The sequence below is a fragment of the Neobacillus sp. S1227 genome (assembly GCF_055385255.1).
This window is the reverse complement of record NZ_AP038276.1, coordinates 3,305,667-3,321,413: the sequence shown is the minus strand read 5'-3', so window position 1 is coordinate 3,321,413 and position 15,747 is coordinate 3,305,667. Positions and strand designations below refer to the sequence as shown.

The following is a 15,747-nucleotide window of genomic DNA, read 5'->3' as shown; positions in this document are numbered from 1 at the left end:
AAAAATCGAGTACTAGTTTAACTAAAGCGGACATAGCAAAAATAGGTTTACCATTTTTGGTAGGCCTAATTTTTTTGGCAATGTTATACTTTAAAATGAAAAAAACTTATACAGCTTTGTTAATAAAGAGATATCCTAACAAATTATTAGTCAAAGGATGGATTTTAATGAAACTGGAATTAGACTTACAAAAATTTAATTTACAGGCGTTTCTTGAGGAATCAGAGAAAATCGGTGTAAGTATCATGACTCCCACTGTACAAATAATTGAAAATTTGGATGACTGTTGGTCTGATGATATTGACGTTTATGAATTTGAATATTACTTGGAAAATCTCGTAAATGAACAACATTATTTGTATGTGAATTTTTCGCAACCAGGTTTGGAAAGAGAAATTGAATGTATAGATGGTGAAACTTATTATCTAATTGATATTGACGATTATGAAATAGAAAAAGAAGAGGAAGATAGTGAAATTCCGGAGGATGTAGTGCCTGTAGAAAATCTGTATCTAAATGAAACTTGTTCGCTTGGATATTTATTGAATTATGAGAACGGCACTCTTACCATACAATCAGCCATTTATTATATTCACGGGAAACATTTTATTGGTCCTGGTGGATTCGGTTCCACCACGGAGATTGAAGTCGAAGAGGATGTTGAAATATTTGAACAGCCAATGATCGAATATTTAAAGAAGTATATGAAGGAATAAATTTTGCAAGAAAGCAAGTAAACTTCAAATTAACTTCAAGGGACTCTTTAGTCTCTTTTTTTGTTAATACGATGAATCCTTGCATAGGAACTACATGACTGGAAGAAATGTTCATTTAAAAGAAGCATGAGTGATCTAGCGAAAAAGTAAAGAGTATCGGGGGTTAATAAACTAATGGATGGTATGAAGGTAACTGCAAAGGTGAAGTAGGTTAAAAGTGGATAAGCAAAAATTTAGTTTTTTAAAATTTTATCCTTATATTAGAGGTTTTCAGTTAAATTTTGTTGAAATAAGTATATACAATGTACGAATTATAAAGAAATGTGTTTGAAAAGCAAATATGTGGTAAACTAATATGTTCTGTTTATTAAAACTTTCAAATTTGGTTTTCTTTGTTTAAAATATAGTAAATCTCTACGTGTTAAATACTAATGGAAATTTCTAATGACTATGATGGGTGTAACATGTAATTTAGAAATGAGGTGTTGGTAATTAGAATTTCTCGAAACCAAAACTCAAAGTTAAGTAATTGGAACCTAAATGAATTTGGAATTGACAACATGAATATTCCAAGGGAACATGTTAAAGATTTAATTACTAGCACTAATTCTTCTCAAGGAGTGCTTAAGAAATTCAACATCGTTTACCAAGGAAAAACATATTATATAAAGTCAGGCTCCGGAAAATTGTTTAGGGTAAAGGAACCTGTTATTGAATGTATTGCCGCAAAAATTGGATTACTGCTTGGATTCAATATAGTTCATTATAATCTATGGACAATTTATCGTCATCTGTTTTCAGATATGGAATCTACTGAAGGAAAAACATCACAATCGGAATACGAATCTGATTTTGAAAGAGTGAACGACACTACTAAATCCCTTTCTTTTGAACGGTGTTTAGCAGAAAACAATAAAGTCTTAGTTTGTGTATCTCAATCGTTTATGCCAAACGACGAATTTTCATTTGTAAGCTGTGACCAGTTAACAAAAAGGATTCCACACCTTCAACTTTATGATGAACTATGTAGTATTGGGGAAGAAATTAAGACTCAACTGGATCAAATGATTTTATTCGATTACATCATAAATAACACGGACCGTCATAAGAAAAATTTTGGTTTTTTAGTATCTGAGTCAAGTGACTTGAGGATGGCTCCTTTATTTGATCATGGCTTGTCTTTATTTTCTGATTTTAGCGATAATGAAATTGAAGAACATGGGACTGGTTTACTTGATTTTAGTGATGAGGGTAAACCCTTTGGCAGTCTTAGTGGATCTTTAAGAAAATATGTTTCTAAAGAATCTATACAAAATATTCGATTTGAAACACCGACAGAGGAATTATTGAAAATAATTGATTTCTATGCCCCAATATTAGGCTCTAGCAGAACTGAGATCATGAAATTTATTGTAAAGTTGAGGTGGGAGCATGCCAGAAAATTATTATTTGAGGTATAAAGATAAGATTATTGGCACTTTCTCTATGTCTGGTAATCGAATTATTTATTCACCCATTAAGATGATTGCTAATACAATACCAAATAATTTAGGTTATCCACTTGGATTATTTCCGATTGATCGAAGTAAAAAGGGTTTGTCACCATTGAAGGATTATACTCCAAATGACGAGGATATAAAACTTTGGCTAAGTGACAGAGTTTTTCCACCTGATCGGGAAGGTGCCTACAACCTTTTGCATTCACTTGGACTATACAGTTATGATATGTGGGAAATTGCCAAAAAAACAAAAGCAGTATCCTTTAATGATCATTACTGGATGAGTGCCAATCCAAAAGATATATATGAGGAAATTCATCCTCGTTTTTTAGTACAGTTTAACGTGGAAAGTTCCTCCATACCAAATAAAAATAATAATGCCACTTTAAATACCCAAAAAAAACAACACAAGGAATAAAAGACGAAAAGGGCCTTCGCTCCAAAATAGGGTAAGGAACAACAGAATATTAAAAGTAAAGCCTTAATAAGTTAAAGAAATACAACTTTAATATTAGAAGTTTAAACAATTTTATAAACTAGGTATCATCAGTACTTGATGATACCTTTTTCTTATTTTGGATTTCAAGGGTCAGTCCCCAGGTGCGTTAAAGCTTTAGTGTGCAGGGGGAATGACCCCATTTTACGGTGCGTTAAAACTTTAGTGTGATGTGGGACTGACCCTATTTTTGAATCTTGTTTCAAGGTGGATATTATTGCTAATTCCGATTAAATCGTTGTCTGTATCATGCAAAAAATAAACAAATCCGTCTTTTTCGGACCCGTAAAATTGGTTAATCGGCATATTTTTGACCTTTCCTAAAATGTGTTTTGTTTTATTTTTCGCTACTTATTTAACAATTACAGGAAAAGAGTGGTAGATATATAAAATTTCAGTGGAACTAAATTCCACTGAAAAAACACGCACTGTTCAAGAAGGTGAGTTACAGAAGAATAATAATACATTTGATTGTATTGGAACAAAAGAACTGACCAACCGGATTAAAAGAAAACAAAAGAAAAGAGGGTCTGCTTTATTATTTTCCTCTTTCCTAAACGAACAAATTACTTGATAGTCTGGAAACATATTCTTTCGCTACATTCCTTTTCAGAAGATGTTCCATTAAATTTTATATAACTGTACGAATGCAGAAGATTAGGTTTCAGAGTATACAGGGATACAGTGATCAAATAAATAAAGAGTCAGCGCGGGGAAATGGATTTTAGTAACGTGAGGTTTCCCATGCTTCTGAGGGGGAAAAGGTCTTTAGAACATCTGTCGGAATCATACATTAGTTCAGGTTAAAAAGAAGTGATTTTTTCGAATCAACTTTACATGACACAGCTGCAACTACACAGATAGTACTATACAAATTTATAATGGTAGTTCTAATGGGCTGAATGTTCAGAATAGTATTTCAGTCTGGAAATATCTGTTATATAATTTACTAAACTAATAGGGGGGATAACATGTTTAAAAGAAAATCATTTTTATTAGTAGTCATTTTGTTGCTTTCCTTGGTGCTTCCAACTCTATCTTTGGCAGATGTGGAGTCTCCGAAATCCAGTAACAGCCAAATTATCCATGAAAGTTTCTATTCGGAAGTATTGGGTAGAGATTATAATTACAACATCTATCTGCCGACCGGTTATAAAACTTCAGACAAAGACTATCCAGTCCTTTATTTGTTGCATGGCTCGGGCGGGAACGAAAATGACTGGGTCCAAAATGGGGATGTGAAAGCAACAGCAGACAGATTGATTGAAAAAGGCGAAATTCCAGCTTCGATTATTGTCATGCCAGGAGCCAAAAGCTGGTGGGTGAATGGGTATAACGAAAATGCCGAAACTGCTTTCTTTCAGGACCTAATTCCACATATCGATAGTACCTGGAAAACCATTGATACAAAACAAGGCAGATTAGTTGCTGGTTTATCTGCAGGAGGATATGGAACGGTGAATTACATAATGAGTCACCCAGACATGTTTGCTGCGGGAGCTGCTTTAAGTCCTGCTTCCTATGTAGATCAACCGCCTTCCAATTCATCAGGAAACACAAACCCTACTTATCAAAAAACGAATCCGAATTTTGACCCATCAAAACCAGTTAGTAAGGAAAATCCCAAAAACGTATATGACCCTGCAAAATGGACTGAACTAAACTACACTTCCCGTATAGATGGGTATAAGAATCAAGACATTCGGGTGCCGCTATTTATTGAAACAGGCGACCACGATGTATTCAATATCGCGTATCATTCTGCTGTTCTTTTCCAAAAGCTACGAGATTTAGATGCCACTCAGAAGAAGTTAGTTGAATTCAGAGTAATAGATGGGGATCATGAATGGAAGGTTTGGAAAGAATCATTGCCAGATGCAATGAAATATATGTATCAATTTGTAAACGTAAAATAAGCTTAGAAGTAATTAGAGTAAAACATAGAATTTATTGATCATTTACTATGAGACACTAAGATATACAAAGCAATAAAACCCACATATAGGTTGGGTTTTATTGCTTTAATATTCTTAAAGAAATTCCGCTGTTCCTATTCAATTGGATCGAAGCCCATGCCATCAAATAAGTCGTACCCTTCTGCACGTATCTCCGATAATGTCTTGTTCCTGTCTTTTACAACCGCATTATCATATCCATTGACCTTACCGCTTGGTACAAATTGTTTCGCCCAGGCATTTAAAGAAATGATTTTTCCATTGAACTCGACATTATTGCCGCTTTGGATCTTTCCGAGGGACTCGCTTTCCTTGTTCTTGAAGAAAATCTCATCTCCTTCCGATACAAGCCCAACATCCAGCATGTGGATGAGTTTCGGAAAACTTTTTCGGGTCCGGCTGGATTGTCTTCGCGCTGTAGGCCTCTTGTTTTCGTTCGTCAATATTTCTGAGAAATAATCGTCATCGGATCCAAGCGGAAGCAGCTTCTTGATTTCAAGAAGGTACTCATCGCTATTTTCCCCTTCAATCAAATGGGGAGCAATTTCAAAGCAAGAAATATCAAGTCCTTTTGTTAATAACCAGGCGGAGGCGGATAAGACACTTGAATCAAAACTCGAGGCGACTAATATGATTCGTTGGTCGGCATTAAAGTTCTCAAAGACTTCGTGATCATTTAAAAATCCTTCGATGTTCACAATTCCAATTTCAATGGCCTCTTCTTTTTTGACGTTTTCATGGTGGACTAAATAATCGGCATACACTTTTTCCACAATTTCTTGGATGCTGGTGATTTTGGCAAAAGAGGCGGCATAGCGAATGGCCTGGGATTCGAAGTTATCCCTTCTAGTTCTCATATCTTCTTCATCCCGCTTGATTTCAATCACGACCACGTTCCCATTACTATCGATTCCGACCAAATCCGTCCGCTTATTCGCATCGTTGCGGACCTGTCTACCAATAATCTTGAGTTCGTAATCTTCTTCTTGGGTTAACACCTCAACATTCTCCTGAAGAAACTCCTCTAAGGCGCTTTCAACAAGGCCCAGACTCTTATATGTAATTTTTGATATCTCGTGGGTGTTTTTCTTCAGTTTCTTTTTGTTGGGCGTACTTTCGTCAATTTGAACCTTGACCAACATCATAACTCCTCCAATTTCCATTCATCTTACTATACCTCTATTCAATTTACAAAAGTCATCTGCGGGGAACCGAATTTTGAGATAGGGTTCTATGGGATTCAAACTGATCCTTTCCGTTTGACAGTTTACTATAACGTTAATCAATAAGAATGTAGTGATGCCGATTGAACATTTGATTTTGTTTACGGAACCTTCTTAAGAAAGCATGACAGAAATATTTGCTTGTGCTGGGGGACTGACCTCATTTTAGGCCATTGATAGGATCTATAATGAGCCGTGTTTGTCTTAACATGACCCCTACATGAACCAAGTCTGCATCATGGGTGGAACCATCCCGAACCAAGCAATACCAGAGAATAACACATAGATTACTTCAGAGAATACAACAGAGAAAAATATATATTTGTCCCACAAAATACGAAACCGCAAATAAAACCCGCTTATCCGCAAGTAAATACATCCTATCTACAAATAAAAATTAAACCCACAAAAAAAATTTTTTTACTACCCTGTCCTTTTTAAGTCCTAATCGATAAATAGAAGGTGAAGCGGATGAGCCGATGCATCGGTCAGCCCTTCAAGCTGGACGAATTAGTCTATTCGCGATTGAAAAAGAGGAGGGGAATAGGGTGAGTAAATTATTAATCAACGAAAACCCGGTGATGATCATTCCATCACTGGCAGTAGAGAGGATTTTTTATCTTTACCTGCTAACGAATAGTCAAACTACTAGTATCAGAATCGCTACGGGCGGTTGCTGGCCTATGTCTATGTCGATGGGAAGTCGGTTCAGGAAACGCTGTTACAAGAGGGGCTCGCACGCGTGGGATATATCATGAATCCTTCCTATAAAAATCTTAATCTATATAGGGACGATGAACGCCGAGCAAAACGAAACAAACAAAACATTTGGAGCCAGCCTGGGTATGTAACAAAAACAGGGTTTAATGGCTGCGTTTCCTAGGACATGTTCGGATCACATCAATGTTTTTGGAGAAGATCATTTTGGAAATTGGAACTCTGATTTGTTTAAAAAGGGTTATGAAATCTCAATTAACATTTCTATGATTCTCTTGGTAATATATATGGTCTGTTTAGCTTTTGAACGCAGAAAAATAGGAAAAGAGTAATTCCTTAACAGTTTAAAATAGGAAGGAAACCCAAATATATAAGGTTTCCTTCCATTTTTTATACAAATATCAACGTGTAAAGATAACAGAGCCTTGTTTAGAAAACCGGAAAACTAAGCTTATTTACCAATCTTTGATTGAGCGGCTTCCTCGCGGATGGTCTTGGCATCTTCTTTCAATAGGAAGCCTTGTTTATTCACATCATTAGCAGCCTGGGTCACAGCCGACACATATGAGCCGTCGTTAGGGTAAAGACTCCTTAATTTTTCCGGACTAAACGGTTCATGGGACCCAAACAGATAGCAGAAGCCACCTCCACTGTTTGCACCGGTATTTGTAGCAGTTGGTACCTCATGCTGAGGCAAACGGATCCCACCAATTGCATTTCCGTTGCTGTCACGTGAAATGACAACAGGAGACGTGGACTCCACTTGGATTCGCTTACCTTTTGGTGGAGCAATTCCATCTTCAATCCAGCGTACCAAGTGCTCATACGCGGCATTGACAACGTAGCCAGTAGGGACGCGGCTCAATGCAGCTTTTTGGCAAACAGATATGTCAGCTACAGGGAGGTTATCACGAATCAGGATATTGGATCGGTAATCCGAGCCGCCGCCAACGTGAGAGGCACCTGCCACTTCATAAGTGCGAAGTACATTGGAATCATCCTGTCGTGCGGCCACTTCGCCAAGTGCAATCAAATCATTTTCTGTATTGACCTTTATGACCTTTGTATCAAGGTCAGTTCGCAGCTTATCGCCAATCCCAAGGTACATCAGGTAGCCGTCAAAGAGGTTGGTCTGAGGGTGAATTTTATTATAGTAACGCACAAGGAACCGCTCTGATTGCGAGGCACCTGCGGCAATCATCAGCTCTGGCTTGAGATTGCCTAACGGGTTAACGCCAACTGGATGGAGGATGGCTTGGGCTGCTTGCGAATAGATATCGAATGCCAACCCGTCATCGGTAATCTTGCCGCCATCCGTGACATCAAGTGTTCCATAGCGAACTGGACTCCATGATCTCAGGCCACTTCCCGCCTGGTGAACCCCGACACGTTGGGCGGATACCCCGACATAGGCATAGCCTTCCCTTAGGTAATGTTCATAGGAAGACATATACATCGCATCCAAATTGTAACCGCTGGTAACGTTTAACCATTCTACAATCACTTTGCCATTAAACTTGTCCGGAGAGGCAGGGCGCCGAACCAGCATGCGTGATTTGTAAGGATGATCGGTAGAAATCGCTGTAGCAGTTTCAAAGGATTGGGCGGTACTATAGCGTGTGGCTTTCCCTTCGAAAAAGAATTCCTCCTCTATGTACCCATATTTCCCTAAATCGGTGCTTGTCGCCAACTGCGGATAATTGTGGGAAGGATCTCCGTATGGACTTGATGGGATCGGTCCGGTGACAACAGGATTTGTAACATTGGAGGCAACTGACTTCTCCTGTTGTGCTGGTTGATCGGCCAGTGCTGAAGAATACAATGACAACGATAATGTTAAAGTGGCTAAAACAATAAACGGTTTTTTAATGAACTTCATGCTTAAACTATCCCTCCCGATTAATAGAGTTTACAACAGGGTGGTGCATCACTCCTTTCTTTAAAAGTGCTAAGCTTTTAAGGTAATACACTCTAGAAACACAAGTTGTCTACTAATAGGATAGCAGTTAAAGTCTGAATATTTCTATAATTAACGTTAGTGTTTTATTGACATTTCGTTAGGCGAAATGAAGAAAGATTGTCTAACTTTGTTCTTTAATCTGATGTTTGAAAGTGCTTCACGTATGATGCCGAGACGAAATTCGTTATGGGTGTATGTTGACCAACAAAAGTAAAATAAGAGGAGAGCCGGCTATTATCGGCTCGGGTGCTAAACTTGATCCCCCTACCAATAAGTGTGGACTCTCTTAATTCTAAAGGCAGGAATCAGCAGCTTTTTATCCACCAGTTTATATAGATCAAACTTGAAAAGACGTATGCCAATTCATACGTCATGTGTCATTTAATATTAAAGCAGCCGAAAACAAATCCTTTAGAGTCTGTCCGCCTGCACAATCATAATTTTTATTTTGAGAATACACCTTCAATAAAGACTCTCTTAATTGCAATTCCCAAAGAAATTAGTACTAAATCAAACATGTAAAATTTTTATTTTACACCAAACAAAAATCTCCTGTCAATGGAAAATTTGTAATAATTTCTAACGAATGGTATGATGATAATACAATTGTTTTTCCAGTCGTATTCCAACCACCTCAGTATTTTTTGCACATAGATTGAGGGATACGTTTTTTTATTCATTTTTTCTGAGGAAATTTAGGGTGTGAGCTTTGAATGGAAGTTGGGAATAAAATCCATTGCGATTTTTAGTAACAGAGATTTTATTCTACAAGGAGGTCCAAATGATGAATCTAATCAATAAGAAAGTGACACACATGCGTTTTGGCACGGGTAGTATCGTTAATCAGAATGATTCTGTTATAGAAATACATTTCGCAACAGAAAATAAAAAGTTTGTTTTCCCTGATGCATTTGGAAAGCACCTAAAACTGCATGAACAAAGTGCAGCTCATTCTCTTGAAAAAATGTTACATGAAAAGGAAATGGAACGAGAGCAGGAAGAACGGAAGAAGGATGAGGTAATAAAACGGTATCGTAAAAATCTGGAACTTCGCTTGGAACATGAAAAATTGATGAAAAATCATAAACTTCATTCCGAATCACAAATGGCTTTTTGGTGTGACTCAGAAGAACAGATTACTGCTTTTACAGAGTGGAAGGTTTTTTCAGGGGTCATAAAAACTGGGAATAACAAAGGTAAGCCAAACAAACCCATTCGCCTGCACCAAAATAGCGTATGTTTATTAACAGCGAGAGATTCCGACATGCCAGAAAAAGACAGACGGATCTTAGGTTTCTATATGATGAATGGAAATTTTATCGGTAAGCTTTGTGAAGATGGAATGATTCCTGCTCATTCAGAATACAGACTCCAGCTTACAAAAGAGGAATCGGATCAAATGCTTTTCTGGAAATATTTTTCGAATGAAAAATCCCTTGACAAAATGACATGGAATTCAGGTAAATACCGTTATTTTGATAATGTCTGGATGGCTCAAATTTTGTTTGATATTGTTGCTTTAAAAAGTGATCCAAAGGAACGAGAGCTAGCACAACAATTTTTTGAACACTTTTGTAAAATGAATGTGATAAGTAATCAAGAGCCGCCAAAACCTAATGGAGTATTAATGCGTGTTTAGGTGTTGGTGTTTCGGAGGGCAATGACGAGTGTGCTTCTGCCCATAATTAAATGCTGAAGAGTCTTCTGTATAAGTAATTCTAATGAACTAAGTGCCACGCACACCGGTAATTGAGTGTGCCTGGCACTTTTTTGCTTTTTAGGAGTTGGTGTAGAGTGGCACTATAAATAACTTTATAATTGTCATCTTGACCTGATCACACCCCAAATGGAACGGTTGTAACATGCAGAGTGAGCCATGTGCATCTCAGGATGACCCATATACCTATCCAAACTGTACGATGGATGGAACAATCCCGAACCAAGCAATACCAGAGATTAACACATAGATTACTTCAGAGAATACAACAGAGAAAAATATATATTGGTCCCGCAAATACGAATTCGCAAATAAAACCCGCTTATCCGCAAGTAAAAACATCCTATCCACAAATAAAAATTAAACTCACAAAAAAATTTTAAAACTACCCTGTCTTTTTTAAGTCTAAATCGATAAATAGAAGGTGAAGCGGATGAGCCAATGCATCGGTTAGCCCTTCAAGCTGGACGAACTAGTCCATTGGCGATTGAAAAAGAGGAGGGTAATAGGATGAGTAAATTATTAATCAACGAAAAACCGGTGATGATCATTCCATCACTGGCAGTCAAAATTGGCTTGAACGAAGCCGTCATCCTGCAGCAAATCCATTATTGGGTTCATGACAGCAGACATGTCATTGAAGGCCGGAAGTGGATATTCAACACGTATAAAGATTGGCAGGAACAGCTTCCGTTCTGGTCTGAAAGCACAATTAAACGTACGATTCACTCGCTGGAAAAACTAGGATTGCTGAAGACCGGGAACTGGAATCGGTCGAAAATGGATAAGACCAAGTGGTATACCATCGATTATCAAAGGCTGGAGGAACTGACAGAATGCGAGCCAATGATCCCTTCTGAGGAACCTCAACCGGCCGATCATGAGACCACCGAAACAGAAACAGATCTAGACCACATGCAAGTTGATTTATATGAGTTGTTGGATGATAACGAAGCCGAATACATGCAACAGCAAGTAACACCACCTCCGGCAGTAGAGAAAATACCAGTTGCCGAAGTCATCCACTACCTGAATGAAAAAACAAATGCAGCCTACAGGCCAAGTAGTCCGAAAACAAAGGACCTGATTTCAGCAAGGGCAAGAGAAGGGTTTACCCTGGAGGATTTTAAAGCAGTGATCGATTTAAAAGCGGCGGAATGGATGGAGGACCCGGTCATGTGCAAATATCTCCGGCCGGAAACATTATTTGGTTCGAAATTTGAGGCCTATCGCAACCAAAAGTCATGGAAAAAAGAGCTAACCGAGGCGGATTTTGATCTAGATGAATAAGCGCGTAACGTTCGCCCTATTGAAAATGATTGCGGTATTTTTTATGAACAGTTTAGTTTTGATCATTAGAAAGTGAATCTTTGGCACGATGCGCTAAAAGATCTTACGTTTCTGGACGTGGAGGAGAATTTGTTAAAACATGTGCGGCAATCGCCGTTTCCGCCGAAAGTGTCCGAGCTTTACATAAAGTCCAGGGCGAATCGACAGACTCAAAATGCGGAATCCCCAACAGTCATTCCAAGACGAAGATTGGGAACAATTCGCCAATGGAATCGGGAAACTGTCAAACCTGCAGCTGCATATCTTTGGCCGGGCTGGAATGGATGTGGCTTATATCAGGTCGAAGGCCCGTCAAGCACGCAGGACCTATGGAAAGCAAAGACGGATTCTCCTGGTGATTGACTATTTGCAGCTCCTTGCGGGCGATCGAAAAAACTATCAAAACCGCCAGGCAGAAATAAGCGAAATCAGTTGGGAGCTCAAAACCATGGCAAGGGAACTAAACGTCACAATCATTGCCCTATCACAGCTAAGCCGGGGAGTCGAAACCAGACATGACAAACACCCGATTCTTTCGGACCTCCGCTAAAGCGGGCAAATTGAACAGGATGCCGACCTGATCGAGTTTTTGTACCGCGACGATTATTAGAATAGCGATTCACCGAAGAAAAACAGGATGGAAATCATCCTGGCAAAACACCGCAATGGTCCGACCGGGTCCATTGAGCTTGGGTTTAACAAGCAATATGGGGCGTTCGTAAACCTCTGAGCATTAGTAAAAGCACGCCAAGGTGGCCGATAGCTTTTTAAAAATAATGAAATGGGAAGTGTGAAAGATGGGAAATCGTAGAGGGATCAATGTTGAAATTTGGGATCATCCAATGTTTAAAAAGATGAGTGTAGAAGAGAGGACTTTTTATTTTTACCTGCTAACGAATAGTCAAACTACTAGTATCGGAATCTATCCAATTTCACCAAGTCTAATCGCTCTTGAACTGGGTGTTTCGATTGAAAGTGTACTAGCATTACTAGACCGATTCAGCTTGGAGTACGAGGTGATTCGATACAATCCTGAAACGAGAGAGATCGCCATTAAAAACTGGGGAAAATTAATTCTGTTGGATGGCGGGAATGAGGCTATGATTTCTGAGTTAAAACAAGTGGAGGATCATTCGCTTATCACATATGTTATGCAATCCATTGATGATCCGAAAATTTGCACCCTATATAAATCATTTTGTCATCAAGAGCAAGGAATGTCATGACCGAGATGAAAATGATCATATGTAATAGAATTCGAGGGATTAGGAGGACCAGGTTATGCGAAAACAACTAGCCAGCACAGCCCTCCTGACAGCAGCTGCCCTGTTCATGGTAAATCTTCCAGACGTGGAACAGAATAATCCGGGCATCAACCAACAGCATAAGAAAGGGGACAGCCAAACAGAAGTGGGATTGTTGCCAGAAGGCCAAGTCCCCGTCACCTTCGTGGAAACAATCGATGGCGATACCATCAAAGTAAGAGTAATGGGAAAAATGGAAACAGTCCGGTATTTACTAGTCGACACACCAGAATCGAAAAAGCCGGGTATGTGTGTCCAGCCATATGCCAAGGAAGCATTCGTACGGAATAACGAGCTGGTCAAGAACGGCTCACTCACAATAGAAATGGAGCAGGGAAATACGAGAGATGGCTACGGGCGGTTGCTGGCCTATGTCTATGTTGACGGAAAATCGATACAGGAAACGCTGTTACAAGAAGGACTGGCACGCGTGGGATATATCATGAATCCAACCTATAAATATCTGAAGCTATACAAAAACGATGAGAATTTGGCAAGACGCAGTCAAATCAACATATGGAGTATGAGCGGGTTTGTAACAAAATGGGGCTTTGAGGGGTGTGAATAGTGGCTTGGGAAGGAATTGGCAAGGATATAATGATAAAGAACTCAATTAACAGACATAAAGCTATCTGGGAGTAGTTTTGAACAAGGAGTTGTGACGATGATAAATACAAATAAATTTGTTTACCCGGCATTTATAAAACATGTGAGAATGAAGGAATGTATGGAGTATATTTTCCCACTCTGTTTCCTGAGGCTGGTTGGGACTATCCCTTGTCACGAGGAGAAACGAAACGTATAGCGATAAACAATGCGAAAGAAGATTTAGCCTACTCTTTGGCAGGCATCTTGTATGATAATGAAGAACTTCCAGAACCGATTAGAGCCAATAGGCGAAATCTCTCCGCCTATCAGCTAAATACCCTGGGCAATCGAAGATACGGAGAAGTTAATAAAACGTAGCCACTAACACGGAAGTAAATTCATTGGCAGTAATTGTCCTAATCGGATCAGACTCTATCAAGTAACTCATAATATTACAATTTATTGAAATCTTTGAAAAAATATTTCAACGATGCTTCTAGATTGCTATACTATTTGAAGGTTTTTTAATTATCTGCAATTACCTCCATAATTCTACACTGTTTGCACTTTTATTCACTTCTGATTTTTATTCATGTCATGCATTTTCTCTAAAGTTCTTCTCCTCAACAGTTACAATTCCTATTGGGAGGTGTTTTTCAAAAAAACAATTTTACAAACAATAAAATAGTACTGACCAAAATCCACTTAAGTATGTTTTCCTCGACAAAAGACTCAGCAATTAATACTCTCGATTCTTAAGTATAACTTTTCCTATGATTCTCTCATTCGGTTTCAAGGTTTTAAAAAAATAATACTTAAATTATTCAGGGAAAATGGTAGATTAGAGCAACGCAATCGCGTTGCTTATTTTTTTGTTAGAAAACCGGTAACTTTTTAAAAGCTATAGTTTGAATATATCGAATCTTTGTGAATAATTTCCGACAATATTGTATACAAATGGTAAATTCACTGCTAAAATAGCGATTGAAACCTGAAAATGGAGGGGAAATATGAGGAAATTTGTACTAAAGGCAATGGTTTATCTGAGCATTATGATGTTATTATTTATTACAGTACCATCCGTAAATGCTGAAACGTCGTTTACTGATATTGACAATTCTTATGCTAAGGATGCAATTCTTGAATTAGTATCGAAAGGAATAATTTCAGGCGATGATGGAAAGTTCAACCCGACAGCTAAAATCAATCGTCAAGATTTTGCTATTATCCTAGCAAAATCATTAAATTTAGATGTAGTTGATGCACCAAAGAGTCCGACCTTCTCGGATGTACCTTCTAGCCATTATTCCTATCAATACGTAGAAGCAGCTGCTAAAGCAGGCCTGATTGCGGGAGCTGAAGGAAGTAATTTTGGTGTTGACGGTGATTTAACGCGTGAAGCGATGGCTACTATGTTTGTGAAGGCATTAGATGTCGACACAACAGGCTACGACAAAAAACTTCCATTTTCAGATGCTGGGGATATTTCTTCCTGGGCAAAAGAAGCCGTAGGTTACGCTGTTGAAACAAAAATAATGAGTGCGGAGTCTAATAAGTTTAATCCCCAAGGATCTGTAGAACGTCAACAAGTGGTACTAGTCGCTTCTTCTTTCCTTGTAAAGGCTGAGTCGCTAGGAATTATTCCACCAACAGAATCCACTCAAGTGAAGAAGACAACAACTAAGAAGACAACAACTGTTACAAAGAAGCGGAAAGTTGCTAAAAAGCCAGCAGCTGTGCAACCACCAGCGGAGCAGCCACCAGTAGAGCAGCCGCCAGCGGAACAGGCACCAATGGATCAGCCGCCAGCGGAACAGGCACCAGTGGATCAGCCGCCAGCGGAACAGGCACCAGTGGATCAGCCGCCAACGGATCAGCCGCCAAATGGAGAAACACCATGTGATCAACCACCAGGAGAAGAACAATCGCCATGCGATCAACCACCAGGAGAAGAACAATCGCCATGCGATCAACCACCAGGAGAAGAACAATCGCCATGTGATCAACCACCAGGAGAAGAACAACCGCCTTGTGATCAACCACCGGGAGAAGAACAACCGCCTTGTGATCAACCACCGGCAGAAAATCCACCATGTGATCAGCCACCAATAAAAGAAAATCCATGCGATCAACCACAAGTGGATACCCCGCCAATGGACGTAAATCAGCCATAGTGGATTCTTTACACCAAATTTAAAAAGCTGAAAATCGGCATACAGTCAAACAGACGTGCCAATTCTCAG

The 15,747-nt window shown here is 38.9% G+C and carries 13 protein-coding genes and 2 pseudogenes; 13 read left to right on the top strand and 2 right to left on the bottom strand.

Going from position 1 to position 15,747, the window contains the following annotated elements; all coding sequences use genetic code 11:
• Positions 1-167 precede the first annotated feature (167 nt).
• The 5 genes from ACZ5AE_RS16575 (at position 168) to ACZ5AE_RS16555 (ending at position 4,627) form a co-directional block, all read left to right on the top strand.
• Positions 168-716 carry a hypothetical protein gene (locus tag ACZ5AE_RS16575; protein ID WP_464565650.1) on the top strand — a complete coding sequence of 183 codons (549 nt, stop codon included), beginning with the start codon at positions 168-170 and terminating at the stop codon, positions 714-716.
• Between the two features lie 560 nt (positions 717-1,276).
• Positions 1,277-2,176, top strand: a complete 900-nt coding sequence (locus ACZ5AE_RS16570) for a HipA domain-containing protein (protein WP_464565648.1) — start codon at positions 1,277-1,279, stop codon at positions 2,174-2,176.
• A complete protein-coding gene (locus ACZ5AE_RS16565) occupies positions 2,148-2,633 on the top strand; it encodes a hypothetical protein (RefSeq protein WP_464565646.1) in 486 nt (161 codons plus the stop codon). The genes ACZ5AE_RS16570 and ACZ5AE_RS16565 overlap by 29 nt, the downstream gene beginning before the upstream one ends.
• Positions 2,634-3,108: 475 nt before the next feature.
• The gene (locus tag ACZ5AE_RS16560) at positions 3,109-3,285 is read left to right on the top strand and encodes a hypothetical protein (protein WP_464565644.1); all 177 of its coding nucleotides are present in this window, start codon (positions 3,109-3,111) and stop codon (positions 3,283-3,285) included.
• A 397-nt stretch (positions 3,286-3,682) separates the two neighbouring features.
• Positions 3,683-4,627 (top strand): alpha/beta hydrolase, encoded by a 945-nt coding sequence (locus tag ACZ5AE_RS16555; RefSeq protein ID WP_464565642.1) that lies wholly within the window; start codon positions 3,683-3,685, stop codon positions 4,625-4,627.
• Between the two features lie 134 nt (positions 4,628-4,761).
• Here the strand turns inward: ACZ5AE_RS16555 and ACZ5AE_RS16550 are convergent, their stop codons facing one another.
• On the bottom strand, positions 4,762-5,811 hold the full coding sequence (locus tag ACZ5AE_RS16550; protein WP_464565640.1) for a hypothetical protein: 1,050 nt from the start codon (positions 5,809-5,811) through the stop codon (positions 4,762-4,764).
• A 733-nt stretch (positions 5,812-6,544) separates the two neighbouring features.
• On the opposite strand from ACZ5AE_RS16550, the pseudogene ACZ5AE_RS16545 reads away from it, so the two are divergent.
• A pseudogene (locus ACZ5AE_RS16545) lies at positions 6,545-6,772 on the top strand (thermonuclease family protein); the annotation flags it as partial.
• Positions 6,773-7,057: 285 nt separating this feature from the next.
• Here ACZ5AE_RS16545 and ACZ5AE_RS16540 read toward each other — a convergent pair.
• Entirely contained in the window at positions 7,058-8,485 is a 1,428-nt protein-coding gene (locus ACZ5AE_RS16540) for an alpha/beta hydrolase domain-containing protein (protein WP_464565639.1), read from the bottom strand.
• An 865-nt stretch (positions 8,486-9,350) separates the two neighbouring features.
• Between ACZ5AE_RS16540 and ACZ5AE_RS16535 the strand changes: the two genes are divergently transcribed.
• The 7 genes and pseudogenes from ACZ5AE_RS16535 (at position 9,351) to ACZ5AE_RS16505 (ending at position 15,678) form a co-directional block, all read left to right on the top strand.
• The gene (locus tag ACZ5AE_RS16535; RefSeq protein ID WP_464573648.1) at positions 9,351-10,205 is read left to right on the top strand and encodes a malate synthase; all 855 of its coding nucleotides are present in this window, start codon (positions 9,351-9,353) and stop codon (positions 10,203-10,205) included.
• A gap of 588 nt (positions 10,206-10,793) precedes the next feature.
• Complete coding sequence (locus ACZ5AE_RS16530; protein WP_464565637.1) at positions 10,794-11,573, top strand: conserved phage C-terminal domain-containing protein; 780 nt, start codon at positions 10,794-10,796, stop codon at positions 11,571-11,573.
• Positions 11,574-11,772: 199 nt separating this feature from the next.
• Positions 11,773-12,342, top strand: a pseudogene (locus tag ACZ5AE_RS16525) (replicative DNA helicase).
• A 67-nt stretch (positions 12,343-12,409) separates the two neighbouring features.
• Positions 12,410-12,838, top strand: coding sequence for a hypothetical protein (locus ACZ5AE_RS16520; RefSeq protein WP_464565635.1), 429 nt, complete (start codon positions 12,410-12,412; stop codon positions 12,836-12,838).
• Between the two features lie 55 nt (positions 12,839-12,893).
• Entirely contained in the window at positions 12,894-13,484 is a 591-nt protein-coding gene (locus ACZ5AE_RS16515; protein WP_464565633.1) for a thermonuclease family protein, read from the top strand.
• Between the two features lie 209 nt (positions 13,485-13,693).
• Positions 13,694-13,882: a hypothetical protein gene (locus ACZ5AE_RS16510; RefSeq protein WP_464565632.1), complete on the top strand. Its 189-nt coding sequence runs from the start codon at positions 13,694-13,696 to the stop codon at positions 13,880-13,882.
• A gap of 632 nt (positions 13,883-14,514) precedes the next feature.
• Entirely contained in the window at positions 14,515-15,678 is a 1,164-nt protein-coding gene (locus ACZ5AE_RS16505; RefSeq protein WP_464565630.1) for an S-layer homology domain-containing protein, read from the top strand.
• The last annotated feature ends 69 nt before the right edge of the window (positions 15,679-15,747 follow it).

Excerpts from the sequence above, each read along its gene's own strand:
- ACZ5AE_RS16565 (WP_464565646.1), top strand. The coding sequence starts at position 2,148 with ATGCCAGAAAATTATTATTTGAGGTATAAAGATAAGATTATTGGCACT.
- ACZ5AE_RS16570 (WP_464565648.1), top strand. The coding sequence starts at position 1,277 with ATGAATATTCCAAGGGAACATGTTAAAGATTTAATTACTAGCACTAAT.
- ACZ5AE_RS16505 (WP_464565630.1), top strand. The coding sequence starts at position 14,515 with ATGAGGAAATTTGTACTAAAGGCAATGGTTTATCTGAGCATTATGATG.
- ACZ5AE_RS16530 (WP_464565637.1), top strand. The coding sequence starts at position 10,794 with ATGAGTAAATTATTAATCAACGAAAAACCGGTGATGATCATTCCATCA.
- ACZ5AE_RS16535 (WP_464573648.1), top strand. The coding sequence starts at position 9,351 with ATGAATCTAATCAATAAGAAAGTGACACACATGCGTTTTGGCACGGGT.
- ACZ5AE_RS16555 (WP_464565642.1), top strand. The coding sequence starts at position 3,683 with ATGTTTAAAAGAAAATCATTTTTATTAGTAGTCATTTTGTTGCTTTCC.
- ACZ5AE_RS16520 (WP_464565635.1), top strand. The coding sequence starts at position 12,410 with ATGGGAAATCGTAGAGGGATCAATGTTGAAATTTGGGATCATCCAATG.
- ACZ5AE_RS16540 (WP_464565639.1), bottom strand. The coding sequence starts at position 8,485 with ATGAAGTTCATTAAAAAACCGTTTATTGTTTTAGCCACTTTAACATTA.
- ACZ5AE_RS16515 (WP_464565633.1), top strand. The coding sequence starts at position 12,894 with ATGCGAAAACAACTAGCCAGCACAGCCCTCCTGACAGCAGCTGCCCTG.
- ACZ5AE_RS16575 (WP_464565650.1), top strand. The coding sequence starts at position 168 with ATGAAACTGGAATTAGACTTACAAAAATTTAATTTACAGGCGTTTCTT.
- ACZ5AE_RS16550 (WP_464565640.1), bottom strand. The coding sequence starts at position 5,811 with ATGATGTTGGTCAAGGTTCAAATTGACGAAAGTACGCCCAACAAAAAG.